Origin of the sequence: Dyadobacter fanqingshengii (assembly GCF_023822005.2) — a bacterium.
Classification (GTDB): Bacteria; Bacteroidota; Bacteroidia; order Cytophagales; family Spirosomataceae; genus Dyadobacter; species Dyadobacter fanqingshengii.
The window spans coordinates 1,787,180-1,805,655 of the sequence record NZ_CP098806.1; the positions used below are offsets into that span (position 1 = coordinate 1,787,180).

The 18,476-nt window shown below is 45.6% G+C and carries 16 protein-coding genes; 11 read left to right on the top strand and 5 right to left on the bottom strand.

The annotated features are described in order from the left end of the window. The first annotated feature begins 32 nt into the window (after positions 1–32). The 4 genes from NFI81_RS07275 (at position 33) to NFI81_RS07290 (ending at position 2,916) form a co-directional block, all read left to right on the top strand. Complete coding sequence (locus tag NFI81_RS07275) at positions 33–1,223, top strand: THUMP domain-containing class I SAM-dependent RNA methyltransferase (RefSeq protein ID WP_234613185.1); 1,191 nt, start codon at positions 33–35, stop codon at positions 1,221–1,223. Between the two features lie 39 nt (positions 1,224–1,262). Next, entirely contained in the window at positions 1,263–1,439 is a 177-nt protein-coding gene (locus NFI81_RS07280; RefSeq protein WP_234613184.1) for a hypothetical protein, read from the top strand. 84 nt (positions 1,440–1,523) lie between these two features. Then, positions 1,524–2,246 carry a DUF3891 family protein gene (locus tag NFI81_RS07285; protein ID WP_234613183.1) on the top strand — a complete coding sequence of 241 codons (723 nt, stop codon included), beginning with the start codon at positions 1,524–1,526 and terminating at the stop codon, positions 2,244–2,246. A gap of 97 nt (positions 2,247–2,343) precedes the next feature. Then, positions 2,344–2,916 (top strand): hypothetical protein, encoded by a 573-nt coding sequence (locus NFI81_RS07290; RefSeq protein WP_234613182.1) that lies wholly within the window; start codon positions 2,344–2,346, stop codon positions 2,914–2,916. Here NFI81_RS07290 and treZ read toward each other — a convergent pair. Then, positions 2,903–4,732, bottom strand: coding sequence for a malto-oligosyltrehalose trehalohydrolase (treZ, locus tag NFI81_RS07295; RefSeq protein ID WP_234613181.1), 1,830 nt, complete (start codon positions 4,730–4,732; stop codon positions 2,903–2,905). The genes NFI81_RS07290 and treZ overlap by 14 nt on opposite strands. Then, positions 4,729–6,909, bottom strand: coding sequence for a glycogen debranching protein GlgX (gene glgX, locus NFI81_RS07300; protein WP_234613180.1), 2,181 nt, complete (start codon positions 6,907–6,909; stop codon positions 4,729–4,731). The genes treZ and glgX overlap by 4 nt, the downstream gene beginning before the upstream one ends. Positions 6,910–7,101: 192 nt before the next feature. On the opposite strand from glgX, the gene NFI81_RS07305 reads away from it, so the two are divergent. From NFI81_RS07305 to NFI81_RS07335, 7 genes are all read left to right on the top strand, one after another. After that, positions 7,102–7,350, top strand: coding sequence for a hypothetical protein (locus tag NFI81_RS07305; RefSeq protein ID WP_234613179.1), 249 nt, complete (start codon positions 7,102–7,104; stop codon positions 7,348–7,350). A 224-nt stretch (positions 7,351–7,574) separates the two neighbouring features. Continuing rightward, positions 7,575–9,170 (top strand): hybrid sensor histidine kinase/response regulator, encoded by a 1,596-nt coding sequence (locus NFI81_RS07310; protein ID WP_234613178.1) that lies wholly within the window; start codon positions 7,575–7,577, stop codon positions 9,168–9,170. A gap of 13 nt (positions 9,171–9,183) precedes the next feature. Continuing rightward, a complete protein-coding gene (locus NFI81_RS07315; RefSeq protein ID WP_234613177.1) occupies positions 9,184–12,786 on the top strand; it encodes a response regulator in 3,603 nt (1,200 codons plus the stop codon). A gap of 11 nt (positions 12,787–12,797) precedes the next feature. After that, positions 12,798–13,163 (top strand): response regulator, encoded by a 366-nt coding sequence (locus tag NFI81_RS07320; protein ID WP_234613176.1) that lies wholly within the window; start codon positions 12,798–12,800, stop codon positions 13,161–13,163. 5 nt (positions 13,164–13,168) lie between these two features. After that, positions 13,169–13,978 carry a CheR family methyltransferase gene (locus tag NFI81_RS07325; protein WP_234613175.1) on the top strand — a complete coding sequence of 270 codons (810 nt, stop codon included), beginning with the start codon at positions 13,169–13,171 and terminating at the stop codon, positions 13,976–13,978. Next, on the top strand, positions 13,960–14,541 hold the full coding sequence (locus tag NFI81_RS07330; protein ID WP_234613174.1) for a chemotaxis protein CheB: 582 nt from the start codon (positions 13,960–13,962) through the stop codon (positions 14,539–14,541). Before NFI81_RS07325 ends, NFI81_RS07330 begins: the two co-directional genes overlap by 19 nt. Positions 14,542–14,679: 138 nt before the next feature. After that, entirely contained in the window at positions 14,680–15,063 is a 384-nt protein-coding gene (locus tag NFI81_RS07335) for a DUF983 domain-containing protein (protein ID WP_235139290.1), read from the top strand. Here NFI81_RS07335 and NFI81_RS07340 read toward each other — a convergent pair. The 3 genes from NFI81_RS07340 to NFI81_RS07350 are packed head-to-tail and all read right to left on the bottom strand — an operon-like array spanning position 15,060 to position 18,452. Then, positions 15,060–15,944 carry a helix-turn-helix domain-containing protein gene (locus NFI81_RS07340; RefSeq protein WP_234613173.1) on the bottom strand — a complete coding sequence of 295 codons (885 nt, stop codon included), beginning with the start codon at positions 15,942–15,944 and terminating at the stop codon, positions 15,060–15,062. The two genes, NFI81_RS07335 and NFI81_RS07340, sit on opposite strands and share 4 nt — an antisense overlap. Beyond that, the gene (locus tag NFI81_RS07345) at positions 15,919–17,214 is read right to left on the bottom strand and encodes an amine oxidase (RefSeq protein WP_234613172.1); all 1,296 of its coding nucleotides are present in this window, start codon (positions 17,212–17,214) and stop codon (positions 15,919–15,921) included. The genes NFI81_RS07340 and NFI81_RS07345 overlap by 26 nt, the downstream gene beginning before the upstream one ends. Further along, the gene (locus NFI81_RS07350; RefSeq protein ID WP_234613171.1) at positions 17,211–18,452 is read right to left on the bottom strand and encodes a glycosyltransferase; all 1,242 of its coding nucleotides are present in this window, start codon (positions 18,450–18,452) and stop codon (positions 17,211–17,213) included. Before NFI81_RS07350 ends, NFI81_RS07345 begins: the two co-directional genes overlap by 4 nt. Between the last annotated feature and the right edge of the window lie 24 nt (positions 18,453–18,476).

Below are 18,476 nucleotides of genomic sequence, written 5' to 3' on the forward strand. Positions count from 1 at the left end.
CGAGCTGATCGCCGAAAAGCTTACCGCCAAGCATGTCATATTTCACAACTCCATCCCGCGTCATTATCACTTGTCACAAACGCCTTGCGCCTTATCTGGAACAGGAAGTGAAGGACCTGGGATTCGACATTGAGGAGGCTTTTGTAACCGGTTTACGGATCAAAGCATCTATTAATGAGTGCATTAAATTAAACCTGAATCTCTATTGCGCAAGTCAGGTTTTATATAGTCTGGGCTCGTTTACAGCCCATCACCCCGACGATGTTTACCGGTTCTTGGTTCAAATGCCGTGGGAGGATATCATTGCCGGTGAAGGCTATTTTTCGGTCACCAGCAATGTGCAAAATCCGACCATTAACAACAGCATGTTTGCCAACCTGCGCGTAAAGGATGCCATTGTGGACAGGTTCAGGGATAAAAAGGGCACTCGGCCAACAACAGGTTCCGATCTAATCGGCGCGGTGATCCATTTGTTCTGGAAGAATGATTCTGCTGAAATTTTCATAGACACTTCGGGTGATTCGCTGGCAAGGCATGGTTACCGCAAAATCCCGGGCCGCGCGCCTATGCTGGAAGCGCTGGCCTCAGCAACTATTCTGGCAAGCCGCTGGGACAGAAATTCAACATTTATCAATCCCATGTGCGGTTCGGGTACATTGGCCATTGAAGCTGCATTAATCGCCACGAACAGCCGCCCGGGCCTTTTTAGGGACAATTTTGCATTCATGCACGTGCTGGGTTATGACCAGGAAATATATGACGCTGAACAGGCTAAGCTAGAAGAACAAATTCGCGACGTGCCTGGCCTACGCATTATCGCGACGGATTACAGCAATGTAGCCATTGCCAATGCCAGGAAAAATGCGATCGCGGCTGGCGTTTCAGAATTGATTGATTTTGAATGTTGTGATTTTGCAGAAACCGAAGTGCCTAAAGAAAATAAGGGCGTGTTTTTCATCAACCCCGAATATGGCGACCGGCTTGGGGAAATTGCTGAGCTAGAAGAAACCTATGCCCGGATTGGCGATTTTATGAAACAAAAGTGTGGAGGATATTTCGGCTATGTCTTCACCGGAAATCTGGATCTTGCCAAGAAAATTGGTTTGAAAGCCAAGCGCAGAATTGAGTTCTACACCAGCACAATCGACTGTCGCTTACTGGAATATGAACTTTATGAAGGGACGCGCAGAGAATTTAATCCACCCGCTGCACCATTGGCATAATTTTTAAAATATAGTTGTCAGAACCAAATTACGATTGTCATGAAACAGTCACAAAATTCGGGATCGATGCAACAGTCACAATCTCGCAACAAGCCTGAAAACAAAGACAACATTGATAGCAGGCATAAGGAAGAGGAAATGGTGAAGGGAGATCATATTACAAACAATCAGAAAGAGCACCATAGTGCTGGAAAACAGCAGAAACAACAGCAATAGCAGTCGTTTGAAAAGCAGTTTATCGGAATATAGGCCAGGGAAAATTTCCTGGCCTTTTTTGCACATCAACATTTAGCATAAATTATGATTGTTAATTATAAGGAAGACGGCTGGCAGATTATCTCGCAACGCGCCCACGGACTACTTTCAGGACAAGTATGCTTCCATTGGAAACAGGACTTCCGCCCTGAACGCTGGCTGGAAACGATCATTGCCACGACCGAACACGATGATGCGTTCAATGAATTTTTCAATGACGACCTTTTGCTGAATGAAAACGGTGGGCCGGTAAATTTCAAAATGCGGAAATTTGATGCAGAAAAATGCGAAGAACTCCTCCAACTTGCCCTTTCCAAAAGCCGTTACATTGCCCTGCTAACCTCGCAGCACATTCAATTTCTATATCAGAAAGAAACAGACAAGCAAATTGTCGCTTACTGTAAAAAGCTGGAAAAATGGGATAAAAAGTGGCGTAAAGAATCGGGTCTTGACGAGAAAGAGATCAAAACCGCATACCAGATCCTGGAATGGTGCGATGCTTTTTCACTACTGATATGCCAGAACCTGGTGCCACCCGAAGGTCGGAAAATCGAGGTCAGCCGCGGACCGGACGATTGTAATTATGAACTTTCATCACCCGAGGAAGGTGTTCTGAATGTTACGCCCTGGCCATTTGATGTTGATAGTTTTAAGATTTTTTTTGAAACCAAAACCATGAAGCAGCTGAAATTTGACAATGTCATCGAGTTCAGGGAAAAATTGAAAGATGCCCCTGTAACGCTGCACACCTATTTAATTTCCAGATAATCATTGCCCATTGCCGCACATTATTCAATTTTGCAGACATAGTTTCGTTCATAAGCTGATCAACAGTCTGAATCGCGCGACGATGATGAATATTCAAATGAAAACAGCCCTCTTTTGTGCCTTACTTCTTGTGATAACAGTTTCCTGCGAATGGGTCGGAAACACGCCCAGCTTTGGGGATGATTTTGTCACTTACACCATAAAAGCAGGACAACACGAAGTTGAAAAGAATGTGAATACGCCATTCGCGGCAAGTTCGCTGCGCTTCCAGGCGGTTTTCGACAGTTCATGCATTTATAGTGCAGCAATTCCTGAAAATCAGTTTGACATTAACAAACTCTATGGATTCTCGGATTGCAGCTCTCAGCACCAAAGCAACAGCGCCAGGTTTGGCTGGAACTGGCATGAGGGTGCCATTCACATTTATGCATACACGTACGCGAATGGCGTACGCGAGGCAAAGGATCTGGGCACTGCAGAGCTAAATGCGACCAACAGTTTCAAGATTACATTGGAAGATAACTTCTACGTATTTTCCTATCATGGTGTTGACACCAAAATGAAACGCCACTGTTCAGGTGGCGTCGGAATTGCTTATAAACTATTACCCTATTTCGGTGGCGACGAAGTGGCGCCACACGAAATAAAGATCAAAATCAGGAATTTGTAAATATTGCGAAGCTTTCAGGAGGCAACATTACCAGCCTGTCGGCAGGCGGATCGGTGACATTTCCCAATCCATTCCACTCAGAATCCGAAGAAGCAATCAGCTTTTTCCATCCGCTGTTTTGCTCCGGCAGCCATATCTCACGAACTGATTTGGAGAAATTCAGGATCGCAACGATCTGCTGCTCCGCAGACCAGCGACGAATCGTAAGAGTCTTATTATCAGCATTAGACTCAACTTCAATTGCATTCCTGTCCATATTGTTCAGCGCAGGCTGGCTTTTCCTCAGCCCGATCAGCTTCTTGTAAAACTGAAACATCGTTTGGTGCGGCTCTTGCGCAAGCAATGTCCATTGTAATTTCGAACTGTTGAATGTTTCAATGCCCATTGGATCGGGCGCTTCACCTTCTATGTGAAACGCGGCAAACTCTCGCTTTCTGCCTTTCCTGACCGCTTCCGCCAGTTCGGGATCTGTGTGGCTCACAAAATACATGAAGGGATTGCTTTCGCTGTATTCCTCGCCCATAAACAACATAGGCAAATAAGGGCTCAGGAAAACTGCACCTGCAAGCAATTTTTGCATTTCAAACGAAACGAGCTGGCTTGTCCGCTCACCCAGCATCCGGTTGCCTACGTGATCATGATTTTGAGAAAAAACTACAAACTGTTCTCCCGGATGTCCGTCGGCCTTCACGCCAAACTTCCGCTTACGATGTTCCGAAAACGCCCCGTCATATACGTAGGCATCTTTATAGGATTTAGCCAACGACGTTATCGGCTCAAAATCAGAATAGTAGCCGCTTCGTTGCTGGCCGGAAGAGACGCGCAATGCATGGTGAAATTCGTCAACCCATTGTCCATCCATACCATAACCGCCTTTTGAAACCGGACTAATGAAGCGTGTATCATTCAGATCCATTTCTACGATCAGGTAATGTGATTTGCCGCTTTGCTCAGCCAGCTCATCCACGCGTATTTTCATTTCCTGCAAAATATGAACCGGGCTCATGTCTTTGATCGCGTGAACAGCATCCATGCGCAATGCATCAATGTGAAAATCCCGAAACCACATCAGCACATTCTCGATAAAATATTCGCGGACACCGTCGCACCAGGCATCGTCGAAATTGATTGCGTCGCCCCAGGGTGTATTGTATTTATCTGTAAAATATGGCCCATATTGAGGCAGCACATTGCCTTCGGGGCCAATATGATTGTAAACAACATCCAAAATCACAGCCAGCCCCTTCTCATGACATGCATTAACAAGGTGTTGCAACGCCTCCGGTCCGCCGTACGAATCCTGCACGCAATACGGGAGCACGCCATCGTAGCCCCAATTGCGCGCGCCGGCAAATTGTGAAACCGGCATAATTTCAATGGCATTAATTCCCAGTTCAACCAAATAATCGAGCTTACTTTCCATGGCCGCAAATGTGCCCTCTTCCGTAAACGTTCCGGTGTGCAGCTCATAGATAATGTAATCTTTCAGTGCGATCTGAGGCAGATTTTTGTCTGTCCATTGAAAATTTCGGAGATCGTAAGCGGCGGAAGGACCGTGCACGCCTTGTGGCTGCCAGATGGACGCCGGATCGGGCAAAGGTTTATCATTCACAACGAACTGGTAAATGTCGCCGGCTTTGAGTTCTTCCGTTTGCACCGACCAATAGCCCAATTGCCCCTTTTTTAACGGCAGTTGTTTTTCTGATTCTACCAGTAGTAACGCAACTTCATCTAACTCGGGCGCCCATACAACCGCGTTGGCTTTTCCGAACTCGTCGAATCTTACTCCCGGCAGCAGCTTTTCCTTATCAATCATATTTTTTGTTGTTCCAATGCGTGTTTAAAAACGACTATTGACCGGCTGTCGACCGTCACCGAGGCATCGGGGCCAACGAGCTCGCCGTCCTCCGTGATGTAATCTGCGCTCGTATCAATTACCTTATGCCATTCCGTGCCGTACTTTTTTGGAGGAAGTGTATATTCAACAGGCTCGTAATGCGCATTGAAAATCATATAAAAGCTATCATCGTGAATCGGCTCGCCTTTTTTATTTACATGTCGAATCCCTTTTCCATTGAGAAATACAGCCAGCGATTTGGCATAATCGTGATTCCAGTTCTCTTCCGGCATTTCACTTCCATCCGGCAAGAACCAGGCAATGTCTTCAAGTCCCTTGCCTTTGATAGGTAAACCACGGAACCAATCCCTTCTTCGGAATGTACGGTGAGCCTTGCTGAAAGCGATCAGCTTCTGGGTGAATGTCAATAAGTCCGGATCCACCTTTTCCCAATCCAGCCACGAGATCTCATTATCCTGGCAGTACGCATTATTATTTCCGCCCTGTGTCCTCCCCCATTCATCGCCCGCAACGAGCATTGGCACGCCTTGCGACAGGAAAAGTGTTGTCAGGAAATTTCGTTTCTGCTTGTGTCTGATCTGTAAAACTTCCGGGTCATCCGATGGACCCTCATGGCCGGAGTTCCAAGAACGATTGTGGTCGTCTCCATCATTGTTCTCCTCGCCGTTTGCAAAATTACGTTTATCGTTATACGACACCAGGTCGTTCAATGTAAAACCATCGTGAGCAGTTATAAAGTTAATGCTCGCTGTCGGTCTGCGGTATTCCCCTTTGTAAAGATCTGAACTGCCGGTAAAGCGCTCAGCAAACTCTGCCAGCATACTATCCGCTCCACGCCAGTAATCACGCATACAGTCGCGGTAACGACCGTTCCATTCCGCCCAGCCAATTGGAAATTTACCAACCTGATATCCGTCATAACCAATGTCCCAGGGTTCCGCGATGAGCTTTACCTGCGAAATAATTGGGTCCTGGTGAATAATATCGAAGAATGCGCTAAGCCTGTCCACTTCATGCAATTCCCTTGCAAGCGTCGAAGCAAGGTCGAAACGGAAGCCATCTACGTGCATTTCCGTGATCCAATAACGCAAACTATCCATGATCAGGCGCAGCACGCTCGGAAGCCTCGCGTTCAATGTATTGCCCGTTCCCGTATAATCCATGTAGTAGCGCCCGTCCATTAACCGGTAATACGACATATTATCGATTCCCCTGAAAGACAATGTTGGGCCCATCTGGTTTCCTTCGCCGGTATGGTTATAAACCACATCCAGGATCACCTCAATGCCCGCTTTGTGCATTTCCTTGACCATGTTTTTGAACTCATTAACCTGCTGGCCAAGCGTTCCTGAGCTGCTGTAACGTACATCCGGCGCGAAAAAGCCGATTGAATTATATCCCCAGTAATTGGTCAGTTCGCGCTCTTTTAAATGCCGGTCTGAAATGAAATGGTGAACAGGCATCAGCTCAACAGCATTAACACCCAGATCTTTAAGATATTTGATGGCTGCCGGATGCCCCATAGCAGCATATGTTCCGCGGATTTCCTCAGGAATATCTTTATTCAGATAGGTGAATCCCTTCACATGTGTTTCATAAATAATTGTGTCGTGATAAGGAATCTCGGGTGCCTGAACACCTTCCCAGTCAAAACTTGAATCTATAACAACAGATTTGGGAATGTATGGAGCGCTGTCGAGCTCGCTGAAACTCAGATCCTCATTTTCGTCACCGATTACATAGCCAAAAAGTGCATCGTGCCACTGGATCGTACCTGAAATGGACTTTGCATAAGGATCTATTAAAACTTTATTAGGATTAAAACGAAAGCCGTACGTCGGCTCATAAGGTCCGTGCACACGATAGCCATACAGTTGTCCTGGCTTCAATCCGGGCACATACACATGCCACACGTGATGGGAAGCTTCTTTGATCTCGATCTTGATTTGCTCACGCTGACTTTCCTGACTCTCGAACAGGCACAATTCCACACCCGTAGCGTTTTCAGAATATAATGCGAAATTAACCCCCTCGCCATCCCACGTGGCGCCTAACGGATAGGGTTCGCCCGGATAAACAACAATTTTACTATGCTCTAATTCCTTAACAACTTTATTGTTAGATACTTTTTTCATCTTTGAATAATTTTCGTTAACAATTCCCACACCGTTCAGCATAGGTTTTCTATCTGAATCAAACTATACACACCATTACCGCTGGAATCATATTTGAGAACACACTTTGCTATAAAATTATGCCAGGATAACCAGGAGTTGTTCGGGAAAATATTCCACAGGAGCTCCGGATGGGAGCATAACAATGAAATTATGGATAAAAACAAGCTGCCGGAAATGCTGGCGTTTTTGCAAAAGGTTAGTGAAATGAATGAAGATACGGTCTACGATTCTTCGGACGAATACCTCGTAAATGCAATTATTGATCTGGTCCGTGATAAAGGGTTCACCTCTATTTCAGAGGACTTTAATACGCCATTTATTCATCCAATGATCACAATCCAGAAGTGGGCGGAAGAATTGAAGCGGATTGTCATTGAAAATTTCAGTGAAAAAAATTAGGATAATCAGTAAAAAGTGCAAAAATTCGCGTGTTTTGGTATGATTTTTGTATAAAACAAAGGAATTAATACTTATTTTACCTTGATATTGAGCTTGTTACTGTCACTGTATCTTAAATGATTGGATTGCAGCGTATATACATACAAGTTTAATTCCGATTAGATGAGAATCACTTCACAGCTGACAAACAACAAGGACTGCATGGATAATTTTTTACCCATATTATGATTCTGATTGTCGACGACAGGCCTGAAAATATACTTCCTTTAAAGAAAATCCTGGAACTGCACAATTTCCAGACGGATAGTGCGGAATCCGGTGAAGAGGCATTGAAAAAGATCCTCAAAAACAGCTATTCTGTTATCATCATGGATGTCCAGATGCCGGGTATGGACGGCTTTGAAGTTGCTGAGGCCATCTCCGGCTTTGGTAAAGCGAAGGACACACCCATCATTTTCCTGTCTGCTGTCAACAAAGAGAAACGGTTTATTACTAAGGGCTATTCGTCCGGAGGCATCGATTATCTTACCAAGCCCGTTGACCCGGATATTTTGCTGCTCAAAGTCAAGACATTCAACAAGCTTTTCGAACAGCAGCAGGAATTGAAAACAATTCAGCATTCCCTTCAATATGAGATTGATATAAGAAAAAAAGCGCAGGAAGAACTGGCTGGACGGATGCAGGAATTGCGGTTTATCTTGGAATCCCTGCCACAAGTCGCATTCACGATCGGTGTGGACGGCAAGATCGAATTCGTTAATGAACATTGGTTTCAGCTTTCGGAAGACGCCACGATTTTTCCTGAATCTCATCCTGAGGACGACTTTTACAACAATTGGGAAACACATCTAAAAAATGGCCTGGAATTTACAACGGAGGCGAGATTAAAGCATCTGGATACGCAGGAGTACAAGTATTTTCTGATCAAAATCATCCCGATCCTGCAAAACGGCTCGACTATCCGCTGGGTAGGCACATTTACCGACATTCACCAGCAAAAAATGGCAAACGAGCTGCTGGAACATAAAGTTGAACTCCGGACAAGGGAACTCCTGGTGAAGAACTCGGAACTGGAAACGACCAATCACGAATTGCAGCAATTTGCCTGGGTTGTTTCCCATGATTTGAAAGAACCTTTACGGAAGATTCAGACATTCAGTCATTTAATAAAGGACAAATACCTAAAAGAAAACCCGGAGGCAATTTCTTACCTCAACAGGTCGATCAGTTCCTCAGCCAGAATGTCGCGCCTCATCAGCGATTTGCTCGATTATTCAAGGCTTTCGGTCAAGGCACATTTCCAGCCTACTGACCTGAATTTGCTTCTGGAAGATCTTTTGTCTGATTTTGATGAGATCATGTTAAGCAAAAAGGCAGTGATCCAGCTGGACAAACTGCCTATTATCGACACCATTCCGAGTCAGATCCGGCAGGTTTTCCAGAATCTGATCAGTAATGCGCTTAAATTCTCCAAAGAAGGCATGCCGCCCGTGATTACCATTTCTTCGACCATCATTGCTGAAAAATTTGTAGACGCGGAAGTCAGTGAAGAAGGGCATTTTTGCAGGATCGTGATTGAAGACAACGGCATAGGCTTTGACGAGAAATTCCTCGACCGGATATTTGTCATCTTCCAGCGGCTCAATAACCTGAATACTTACGAGGGCACCGGGATCGGACTGGCTATTGCAAAAAAAATCATGGACAAGCATAACGGGATTATTTCAGCCAGGAGTGCTGAAAATCACGGAGCGCAATTTATTCTTATCCTGCCCCTGGTCCAGGAGCAGGTTTTAACCGAAATCAGAACTGAAAATTAGCAGCAAGGCACCGATGAGAAAAACCTCTAACTCTATCATTCAGCAATTACAAATTGTATTTTCCTTCTCCATATTACTGCTGATATTCAGCCTTTTGGCTTCCTATTACAGCACGCAGAAACTAATCAACAACTCCGAGCTGGTTAACCACACCAACCAGGTCCTCATTGAAGCCGAGAGCATTATTTCATATGTTAAGGACGCGGAAACGGGCCAGCGGGGGTATTTGATCACAAATGAGCAAATCTTCCTGGACCCCTACTCGGACGCGTACACAAAAACCACCATCAGTTATAACAACCTCAGTGAACTTACGGCCGATAATCCTAACCAACAGAAAAACCTGCGGGAAGTGAAAGCATTGTACGAAGCAAAATTCGGGCAGATGCAGAACATTATTGATCAGACACGCAGAAATCCGACCTTTGCAGACGACCAGGATGGCAGATTAAAGGAAATGATTAAGGGAAAGAAGATTATGGACGATCTTCGTCTGGTGGTGGAACGCATTAAATTTGACGAAAACAAAATTCTGCAAGACCGCATCGAGCAACAGCAAATTTACATTCGTTATACGCCTGTCCTGCTGGTCATTGCCGCATTGATCTCAATCCTGATCACTGTTTTCGCCTATATGCGAATTAAGAACGACATGGACAAAAGGCTTGCTGCACAGCTGCTGGAAGAACAAAAATACGCAGAAACGGAACGCAGGATCAGCCGCATTGAGCAGATTACCCGGCAAGTTTCCGATGGGGATTATACCGTAAGATCACAAGATGAAAGCGATGATGACCTGGGCCGCATTTCGGCAGCGCTTAATACTATGACGGCTTCGCTGGAACAAACATTCAATGATCTCACAACTAAAAACTGGCTGCAAACCGGCGCCGTTGAAATCAGTGATGCCATTCGTGGAGAGCGTATCCTCAAAAAACTGGCGACAAACCTTATTAACACGGTTACGCGCTATGCCAAAGCGCAGCTCGGGACCATCTATATCCAGGATAACGACTGGAATTTCAGGCTTGCAAGCAGCTATGCCGCGGAGCATGCACCTGACAGCATTACGCCGGGTGCTGGTCTTGCGGGGCAGGCGATAGAAAGCAAAAAGCCACTGATCGTGTATGACGTACCTGAGAATTACCTCAAAATAACATCGACGATTGGCGAAACAAAACCTGTTACGCTCGCTATTTTGCCACTTATTTATGCTTACGAATGCATTGGCATCATTGAACTTGGCTTCCTGAACAAACCAGACAAAAATGACATCCAGTTTTTGGAAGGCAACCTGGAAGCGATCGCGACGGGTATCAATTCCGCGCTGGACTATTTAAAACTGCAAAACTTCCTGGAAGAAACCCAGGCACAGTCCGAGGAATTGCAAACGCAGCATAATGAGCTGGAAAACCTGAACGCGGAGTTGGAAGCGCAATCACAGAAGTTGCAGGCTTCCGAGGAAGAGCTTCGCGTACAGCAGGAAGAGTTACAGCAAACCAATGAGGAACTGGAAGAGCGGAGCGGTTTATTGGAAGAAAAGAACATTGAAATTCAGAAAAAAGCCGAAGAACTCGAACTCACAACGCGCTATAAGTCGGAGTTCCTGGCCAATATGTCGCACGAACTTCGGACGCCGCTTAACTCAATCTTGCTGCTGAGCCGGTTGTTGGCCGAAAACGATGAAAAAAATCTGAATGGAGAGCAGGTGGAATATGCAACGGTAATCCAATCGTCGGGCAACGGCTTGCTAGGGCTGATCGATGAGATCCTTGATCTGTCCAAGATTGAAGCCGGAAAAATGGAGCTCGACTATGTGAGCGTTTCTGTGAAAGAAATAGTGGACGACTTGAAAGGCCTGTTCAGTCCGATAGCGAGAGAAAAAGGGCTGGATTTCAAAATAAACATTGAAAACAGTGCTCCGCTCGTGATTGAAACGGATAAAATGCGCCTGGAACAAATATTGAAAAATCTTATTTCCAATGCATTGAAATTCACCTCACAAGGTTCCGTTCAAATTGATATCCAACGCAAGCCGGGTATGGAGAATATGATCAGCTTTGTCGTCAGCGATACAGGCATAGGCGTAGCACCCGAGAAGCAGCAGCACATTTTTGAAGCGTTCCAGCAAGCCGACGGATCCACCAAGCGAAAATATGGCGGAACCGGATTGGGATTGTCCATCAGCCGCGAGCTGGTTAAATTACTCGGCGGTGAGATTTCATTGACGAGTAAGCTGGATGAAGGCAGTGTGTTTACGCTTTGTATTCCGATTGCGAAAGCATATAGCGCACAAGTCAGCGAGCAGCAGAATTACTTCCTGAACCATAACGAGGAATCGCTGAAGACAAAACCGGAGGGCATTGATAAGCGATTTATCAGCACAGTAATTCCACAAAGCATCGACGACGACCGTGACAACATTGAAAGCGCGGACAAGACGATCCTGATCATTGAAGACGACACGACCTTTGCAAAATCATTGCTCGATTACACCCGGAAGCTGGGTTACAAAGGCATTGTTGCCGTAAGGGGCGATGAGGGTTTGGAACTTGCCCAAACATTTACGCCGATGGGTATTTTGCTGGACATTCAGCTTCCCATCATCAGCGGCTGGGACGTGATGGATGAATTAAAATCGCGCCCTGAAACCAGGCATATTCCGGTGCACATTATGTCGTCGCACCGCATGAAAAATGAAAGTCTGCTCAAAGGTGCGGTCGACTTCATTGATAAGCCCGTTGCCTTCGAAAAGATGGAAGAGATTTTCAAAAAGATCGAATTCGTGGTGAACAGGCAGAGCAAAAAAGTGCTTATCGTTGAAGATAATTCCATGCACGCAAAAGCACTCGCCTACTATCTGTCGTCTTTCAACATTAATTCCCAACTGAAAAGCGATATTGGCGAAGGCCTGGAAACATTGCAGAACAACGAAGTGGACTGCGTGATCCTGGATATGGGCATACCCGATAAAAAAGCTTATGAAATGCTCGAAATGGCCAAAATGAATCCAGGCTTCGAGCATATCCCGATCATTGTATTTACCGGAAAAAGCCTTTCCATGACCGAAGAATTGCGTATAAAACAATACGCAGACTCCATCATCGTCAAAACGGCCCACTCCTACCAGCGCATGCTTGACGAAGTCTCGCTGTTCCTGCATGTGGTTGAGGAGAATAAAAAGTCGCCCCAGAAAATGTCGGACCGGCAGAAATTAGGAGGCCTGAGTGAAATATTGAAAGGCAAAACAGTCCTTATTGCGGACGATGATGTCCGAAATATTTTCTCGCTTTCAAAGTCTTTGGAAAACTTTAAAATGAATGTGTTGACTGCCCTTGACGGCAAAGAAGCATTGCAGCGACTGGAGGAAAATCCGAATGTAGACGTGGTGTTGCTGGATATGATGATGCCACAAATGGATGGCTATGAAACCGCAAGGCGCATCCGGGAAAACCACAAATGGCGTAACCTTCCCGTCATTGCCGTAACCGCAAAAGCAATGACAGGCGACCGAGAAAAATGTATCAATGCGGGCGCATCCGACTATATTACGAAGCCCGTGGACATCGATCAGCTGATGTCGCTGCTGCGTGTATGGCTTTATGAGAAATCCTGAAAACCCTTCCTATGAATAAGAAAAAAGTGCTGATTATCGACGATGACGCGCGAAACATTTTTGCGCTGAAAGCGACCTTAAAAGCAAAGTCATACGACTGTATTTCGTGCAGCGGCGCAACAGAGGCCTTGGATTTGCTAAGAACGGGTGAAACCGTCGACGCGATTCTGATTGACATGATGATGCCCGAAATGGATGGCTATGATGCCATTCCGCTGATCAAAAAAATAGACAGCAGACAAAATACACCGGTGTACGCAGTTACCGCGCAGGCCATGGTGGGCGACCGTGAAAAATGCCTCCGGGCAGGCGCGGACGAATACATTTCGAAGCCGATCGACGTCGAAAAATTGTTGCAGCTTTTAAAAGACATATAGTAAAAATGATTGAGGACGAGGATGTTGAACTGCTGCTTACCGACCTGCTGGACATTTATGGGTATGACTTTACCAGCTATTCCAAGGCGTCCCTGAAAAGGCGCATTGTACGACTTGTCTCTATTGATAAGTTTCCAAGCTTTGCGGAATTTCGTTACAAGGTCAGGACCGATGAAAATTACCTGAAAAGGTTTGTAGAGGAAATCACGGTGAATGTTACAGAAATGTTCCGCGACCCTTCTTTCTATAAGTCTTTGCGCGATGATATCCTTCCTGTGCTGGGGACGAAGCCATTTATCAGGATATGGCATGCGGGCTGCTCCACGGGTGAAGAAGTTTTTTCTATGGCTATTTTGCTGAAAGAAGCCGGCTTACTGCGGAAATCGCTGCTGTATGCCACGGACCTCAATCCAAGTGTCCTGGAAAAAGTGCGTAAAGGCATTTTTCCCTTGCAGCAAATGAAGCAATACTCAGAAAGCTACATTGAATCAGGTGGGTTGAAGGACTTTTCTGAGTATTATACAGCCAATTACGGCCAGGCGAAATTCAATAAAGAGCTTTCGGAAAAGATCATTATTTCAACACATAACCTGGTTTCTGACAGCTCGTTTAATGAATTTGACCTTATACTGTGCAGGAATGTGCTTATCTATTTTGACAAAGACTTGCAGGACAGGGTGTTGAAGCTTTTCGACGCCAGCCTGGGCACGCTTGGTTACCTGGCATTGGGCACGAAGGAAACACTCAAATTTTCGGTGATACAAAACAAGTTCAGGCAGCTTAACCGGGAAAAAATATGGAAGAAAATCATGTAACAAAGCCAGTGAAAGCACTGGTAATCGGAGGATCTGCCGGGAGCCTGCAAGTGCTCTTCAGCCTGCTGCCGTTGTTGCAGAATAACTTGCCTTTTGCCATCATCGTGGTGCTGCACCGCCGCCATTCCGCCGACTCGTCCCTGTCGGATTTGCTTTCTACCAAATCCTTATCACCCACACATGAAGTGGAAGATAAGGATGTGATCCGTCCGGGACACATTTACCTGGCACCGGCAGATTATCATTTGCTGATCGAAAAACAAGAGAGCTTCTCACTGGATTATTCAGAAAAGATCAATTTCAGCCGTCCGAGCATTGATGTCACTTTCGAGTCAGCCGCGGAGGTGTATGGACCTTCCCTGGTGGCGCTGCTACTGTCCGGTGCAAATGAAGACGGGACAAAAGGCCTTTCCCAGGTGAAAAAAGCGGGCGGCATCACCATTGTACAGAATCCCGATACGGCCCAGATGCCATATATGCCGTATTATGCCATGATGCACACCGTAATCGATCACGTTCTGGACGTCCCGCAAATGTCGCATTACATTAATAATCTGCGCTGACTGATTCCGGGTGCCTCGACGTCAAAATCAAGCATAGTTTTTTAGACAATCGTTGATCAGTGCCATAAAACATACCATCAGTCTTTCTTTCTGAGCTGATTTTTGGCGAAATTTGTCGTAATTCAAAACTTCGATGCCATGGCAAAGCCAAGTAAATTATATAGCGTTCTTTTTAACAAATGTCCCAGATGCGGTGTGGGTGATTTTTTCATTTCAAAAAGCGCCTACAATCTCAAAAACTTTGATAAAATGAATAAGCGCTGTCCGCATTGCGGGGAGAATCTGGTTCCCGAACCGGGTTTTTACCAGGGTGCGTTATACATGAGCTATTCGTTTTATGTTGCCTTTATGGTGATTTACTTTCTGATCTTCGTTAACTTTTTTGAGCCGTATCTGGATTATTTTTTAATGTCCATCATTCCGGTGCTCATTATTTTAACTCCCTATTTTTACCGGCTCGCGCGTAGGTCGTGGCTGGCATTGTTCATTAAACCACAGGACCAGGAAGCGGTTAAGCATTAAGGCTTAGCAGATTGATTGGCAGATTTCGCCCGGAAGACCTCGGGCGTAACGCCTGTTTCTTTCTTGAAAAAACGGGTAAAGTAAGAATTATCATTAAAATTCAGCTTGTAAGCAATTTCAGATACAGTAAAATCCAGATTGATAAGCAACCGCTTCGCTTCCAGCACAATTCTGTTCCTGATTACCGCGCCGGCCTGCAAGCTCAGATGCTCCTTGCAAAGCGCATTGAGGTGATTCGGCGTAACATGCAGTAATTCAGCATATTCACCCGGTTGTTTTAATGTCGTAAAATTCTTTTCAATCAATTTTTGAAAGTTCCTGATGAGCGGGTTCTTCTGGTTCTGAGCATTAGGTTTTTTATGTTGCGCATTGCTTTGTTCCAACAGCAGGAAAATGTGCAGGAGTAAAACGCGGATAATATCTTCCCGAAATTTCGTTTTCCCGGTTTGCAACAGCAGCTCTTCAAAAAGCCCGGCAATGTTTGGCTGGATTTCTTTCGCAACGGCAACCACACTATTTGAACTGTCTCCGTCGAAAAATGAAAAAGAGTCGAGATAATCGGGTTTCAGCAGGAACGAGCGAAAAAATGCCTCTGAAAAGTTGACCACATATCCCTTCATTTCTCCTTCAAAATCCCACGAATGCACCTGGCCCGGAATCATAAAATAGATCTGAAACGGGTGCACACTGAAAAGATTGAAGTCAATGGTATGGAACCCGCCACCTTGCGTAAAAAACACCAAATGGTAAAAGTTATGCCGGTGTGGGAACACCAAATTCTGATGTTCATTTAAATAATGCTCAAAGCGGCTGATCATTACATCATCCTCCCTGTATTCGGAAAGCGGACCAATATCAAGCCTGGGAAACGTCGTCTGCATGCGAAAATATATCTGACATAATCTTGCCCGGCAATTTAGCAATATAGTCCAATATTGATGTTCGCTCTTTCCGTTTATATGAATGCTGGTTTTGCGCCGTAGGCAGGATTTGCTGTAAGTTGGCCTGCCCATACAGCAAAGCGTTAGCGGCTGGCTCATTCAGCACGCGGCCACTCACAAGTGCCAAAGGATCCGCATCCCATATCCCCGAATGATGCCAGTTCGTAAGGTCATCCCAGTCGGGCCGGTCGATCACTGGATAATAACAAACACCCCATAACGGAACGCCTTCGCGGACAAGCTTGCAACTTTCTTCGGCCACCATATTGATCCAAACCGGCCTGTCTTCCAGCGGATGGCTGGTTTCGCTTAAAACCACCGGTACGTCATACCGCATGTGCGCTTCCAGCAATAGATCGGATAAGCTGCGCAATCTCGGATCAGGAACGGGATCATTCCAGCCCATATAAAAATGCGATTCCGCAACCCATTGATTATTATAATAGTAATTAAAACCAAGCATATCCAGATATTCAGGCTTCCCTCCAAGTTCCGGGCAGATCTTGCCGCATAACATGTCCATGGCCTGATATTGCAGATCATGCGCTGCTTTCGCGAGCAATATTTCCTCGGTGCTTGCGCCAAATTCGGGAACAACATTGATCAATGGTTCCGTGGTCAGGATTCGGATGCGCGGATCGTACGCTTTGAGCGCCTCTACACCCGCAATGTAGGCACGCATGAGCGCATACTTCATTTCCCATCCATTGTTTTTGCAATAGGGCGCAGTTCCGGCTGCATCACCCGCCAGCCATGAGATAAAGCCAACCTCATTGATAGGTGTTACAATGAGGGGCGTTTCGGGTGATAAGTGATTATAGAAAAAAGCAAAAGCCTTGCAAAGCGCCACAAACCGTTTCGTGAAGTGGGGATGCAAAGGATTAAGATCAGATGGATAACCAAAATGACAAATATCCCATATCTGCTGGATTTCGCATTTTTTTGCAGCCAGCATCATACGCTTTACTGCACTGAAATCATATTTGTACGGCTCATATTCAACCTGGCTCCACCTGATCCCTTCCCGCACCGTAGCAATGTTGAATTGCTTCAACATCCGGTAATCGTCCTCAATAAATTCCAGGTGACCGGTAGCGTTCAGCAGGTCAACGCGGTCACCGTGGAAATTGAGCTGGTCCGCACATTCGAACCCGCCCATCCAAAAAGTTTTAAATGGGTTGCTGACCACCTGGCTATCGAGACGGCTCATTGTTCATTCTGCAATTTGGAGACTGTGTGCGTTGGCATCGCCACAACTTTCCTGTTCCGGTATGCAGATGACATGTAGTCTGTCATATCAGCGCAGGTAAGGTCCCATGAATTGGTTAGCAAAAATTTATCGACGCTGCTAAGCCATCCTTTTTTATCGCTCATTTTAAGCCAGTAAGCAATCGCCTCAATAAAATCGCTGCCGTTTTTTCCAATTGAAACCAATTTGTTTTTCCCGTAGGGATTAACAACGTCGCGGATCGGTGTTGAAACAACAGGCTTGCCTGCGCACAAATACTCAGGCGTCTTGGTCGGGCTAATAAAACGCGTGGATTCATTAAGCAAAAACGGCACCATAGCAACGTCCCAGCCCGAAAGATACGCCGGTAACTGTGCATAGGATTTTGCTCCCAGATAATGAATGTTACTTCCCTGAGGCAGTGTTTTCGGGTCAATTTTTACAATCGGTCCTATTAACACAATGTTCCAGTCCGGACGTTTCACAGCAATTTCCCTGATCAGCTCAATATCAAAGCGCTCATCGATCACGCCATAAAAACCAATTTTCGGTCCTTTAATAACGGCCTGATCTGCGGGTTCAGAGTTTTGCTTCCTGGCCTGGCCGAAATGCTTCTTGTCAATGCTGCTCGGAAACGGATGAATGTTTGGGTGCAGATTTTTCTTTGACTCAAAAAGTGAATGTCCGCCTGTAAAAACAATGTCTGCTTTGGTCAGCAAATTCTTTTCCAGGGATTTTAATTTTTCCGGAGCAAATTTAAATGCCGACAATTCGTCCATGCAGTCATAGACAGTCAGTCCCGGCGACAAGTGCGATGAAAATTCCAGCGCCATCGGCGTGTAATACCAGAAAATAAACTCGTCCAGTTTTTTGTTTACAAAAAACACCCTGATCAGTTCACGCAATTGGGCATTGACTTCACTTTTTGTGAGGCCATCCGCCAGATGCGGAACACAGACCCATAGATCGGGAAGCCGCTGAGAAAACGTAAGGTAAGGAACGTCCGTTTTCCCAAAAATGGGTTCTTCCAGAAAATAAACCGCTGCAATGTCTGAAAAGCGCGTTAACAAATGCTGCGGACGCTGGTAAACAAAATCCCACCTGAGGTGAGAAAAACAAAGCAGGTTTTTGGGGAGCAAATCTGGCTCGCCGCTTCCTGACAGGTTTAAACGCTGCAATTGATTTGTTGAAAAATCGTTGCTGATTGGTGTATCGATCATTACGTTAATATGAATGTTGATGAA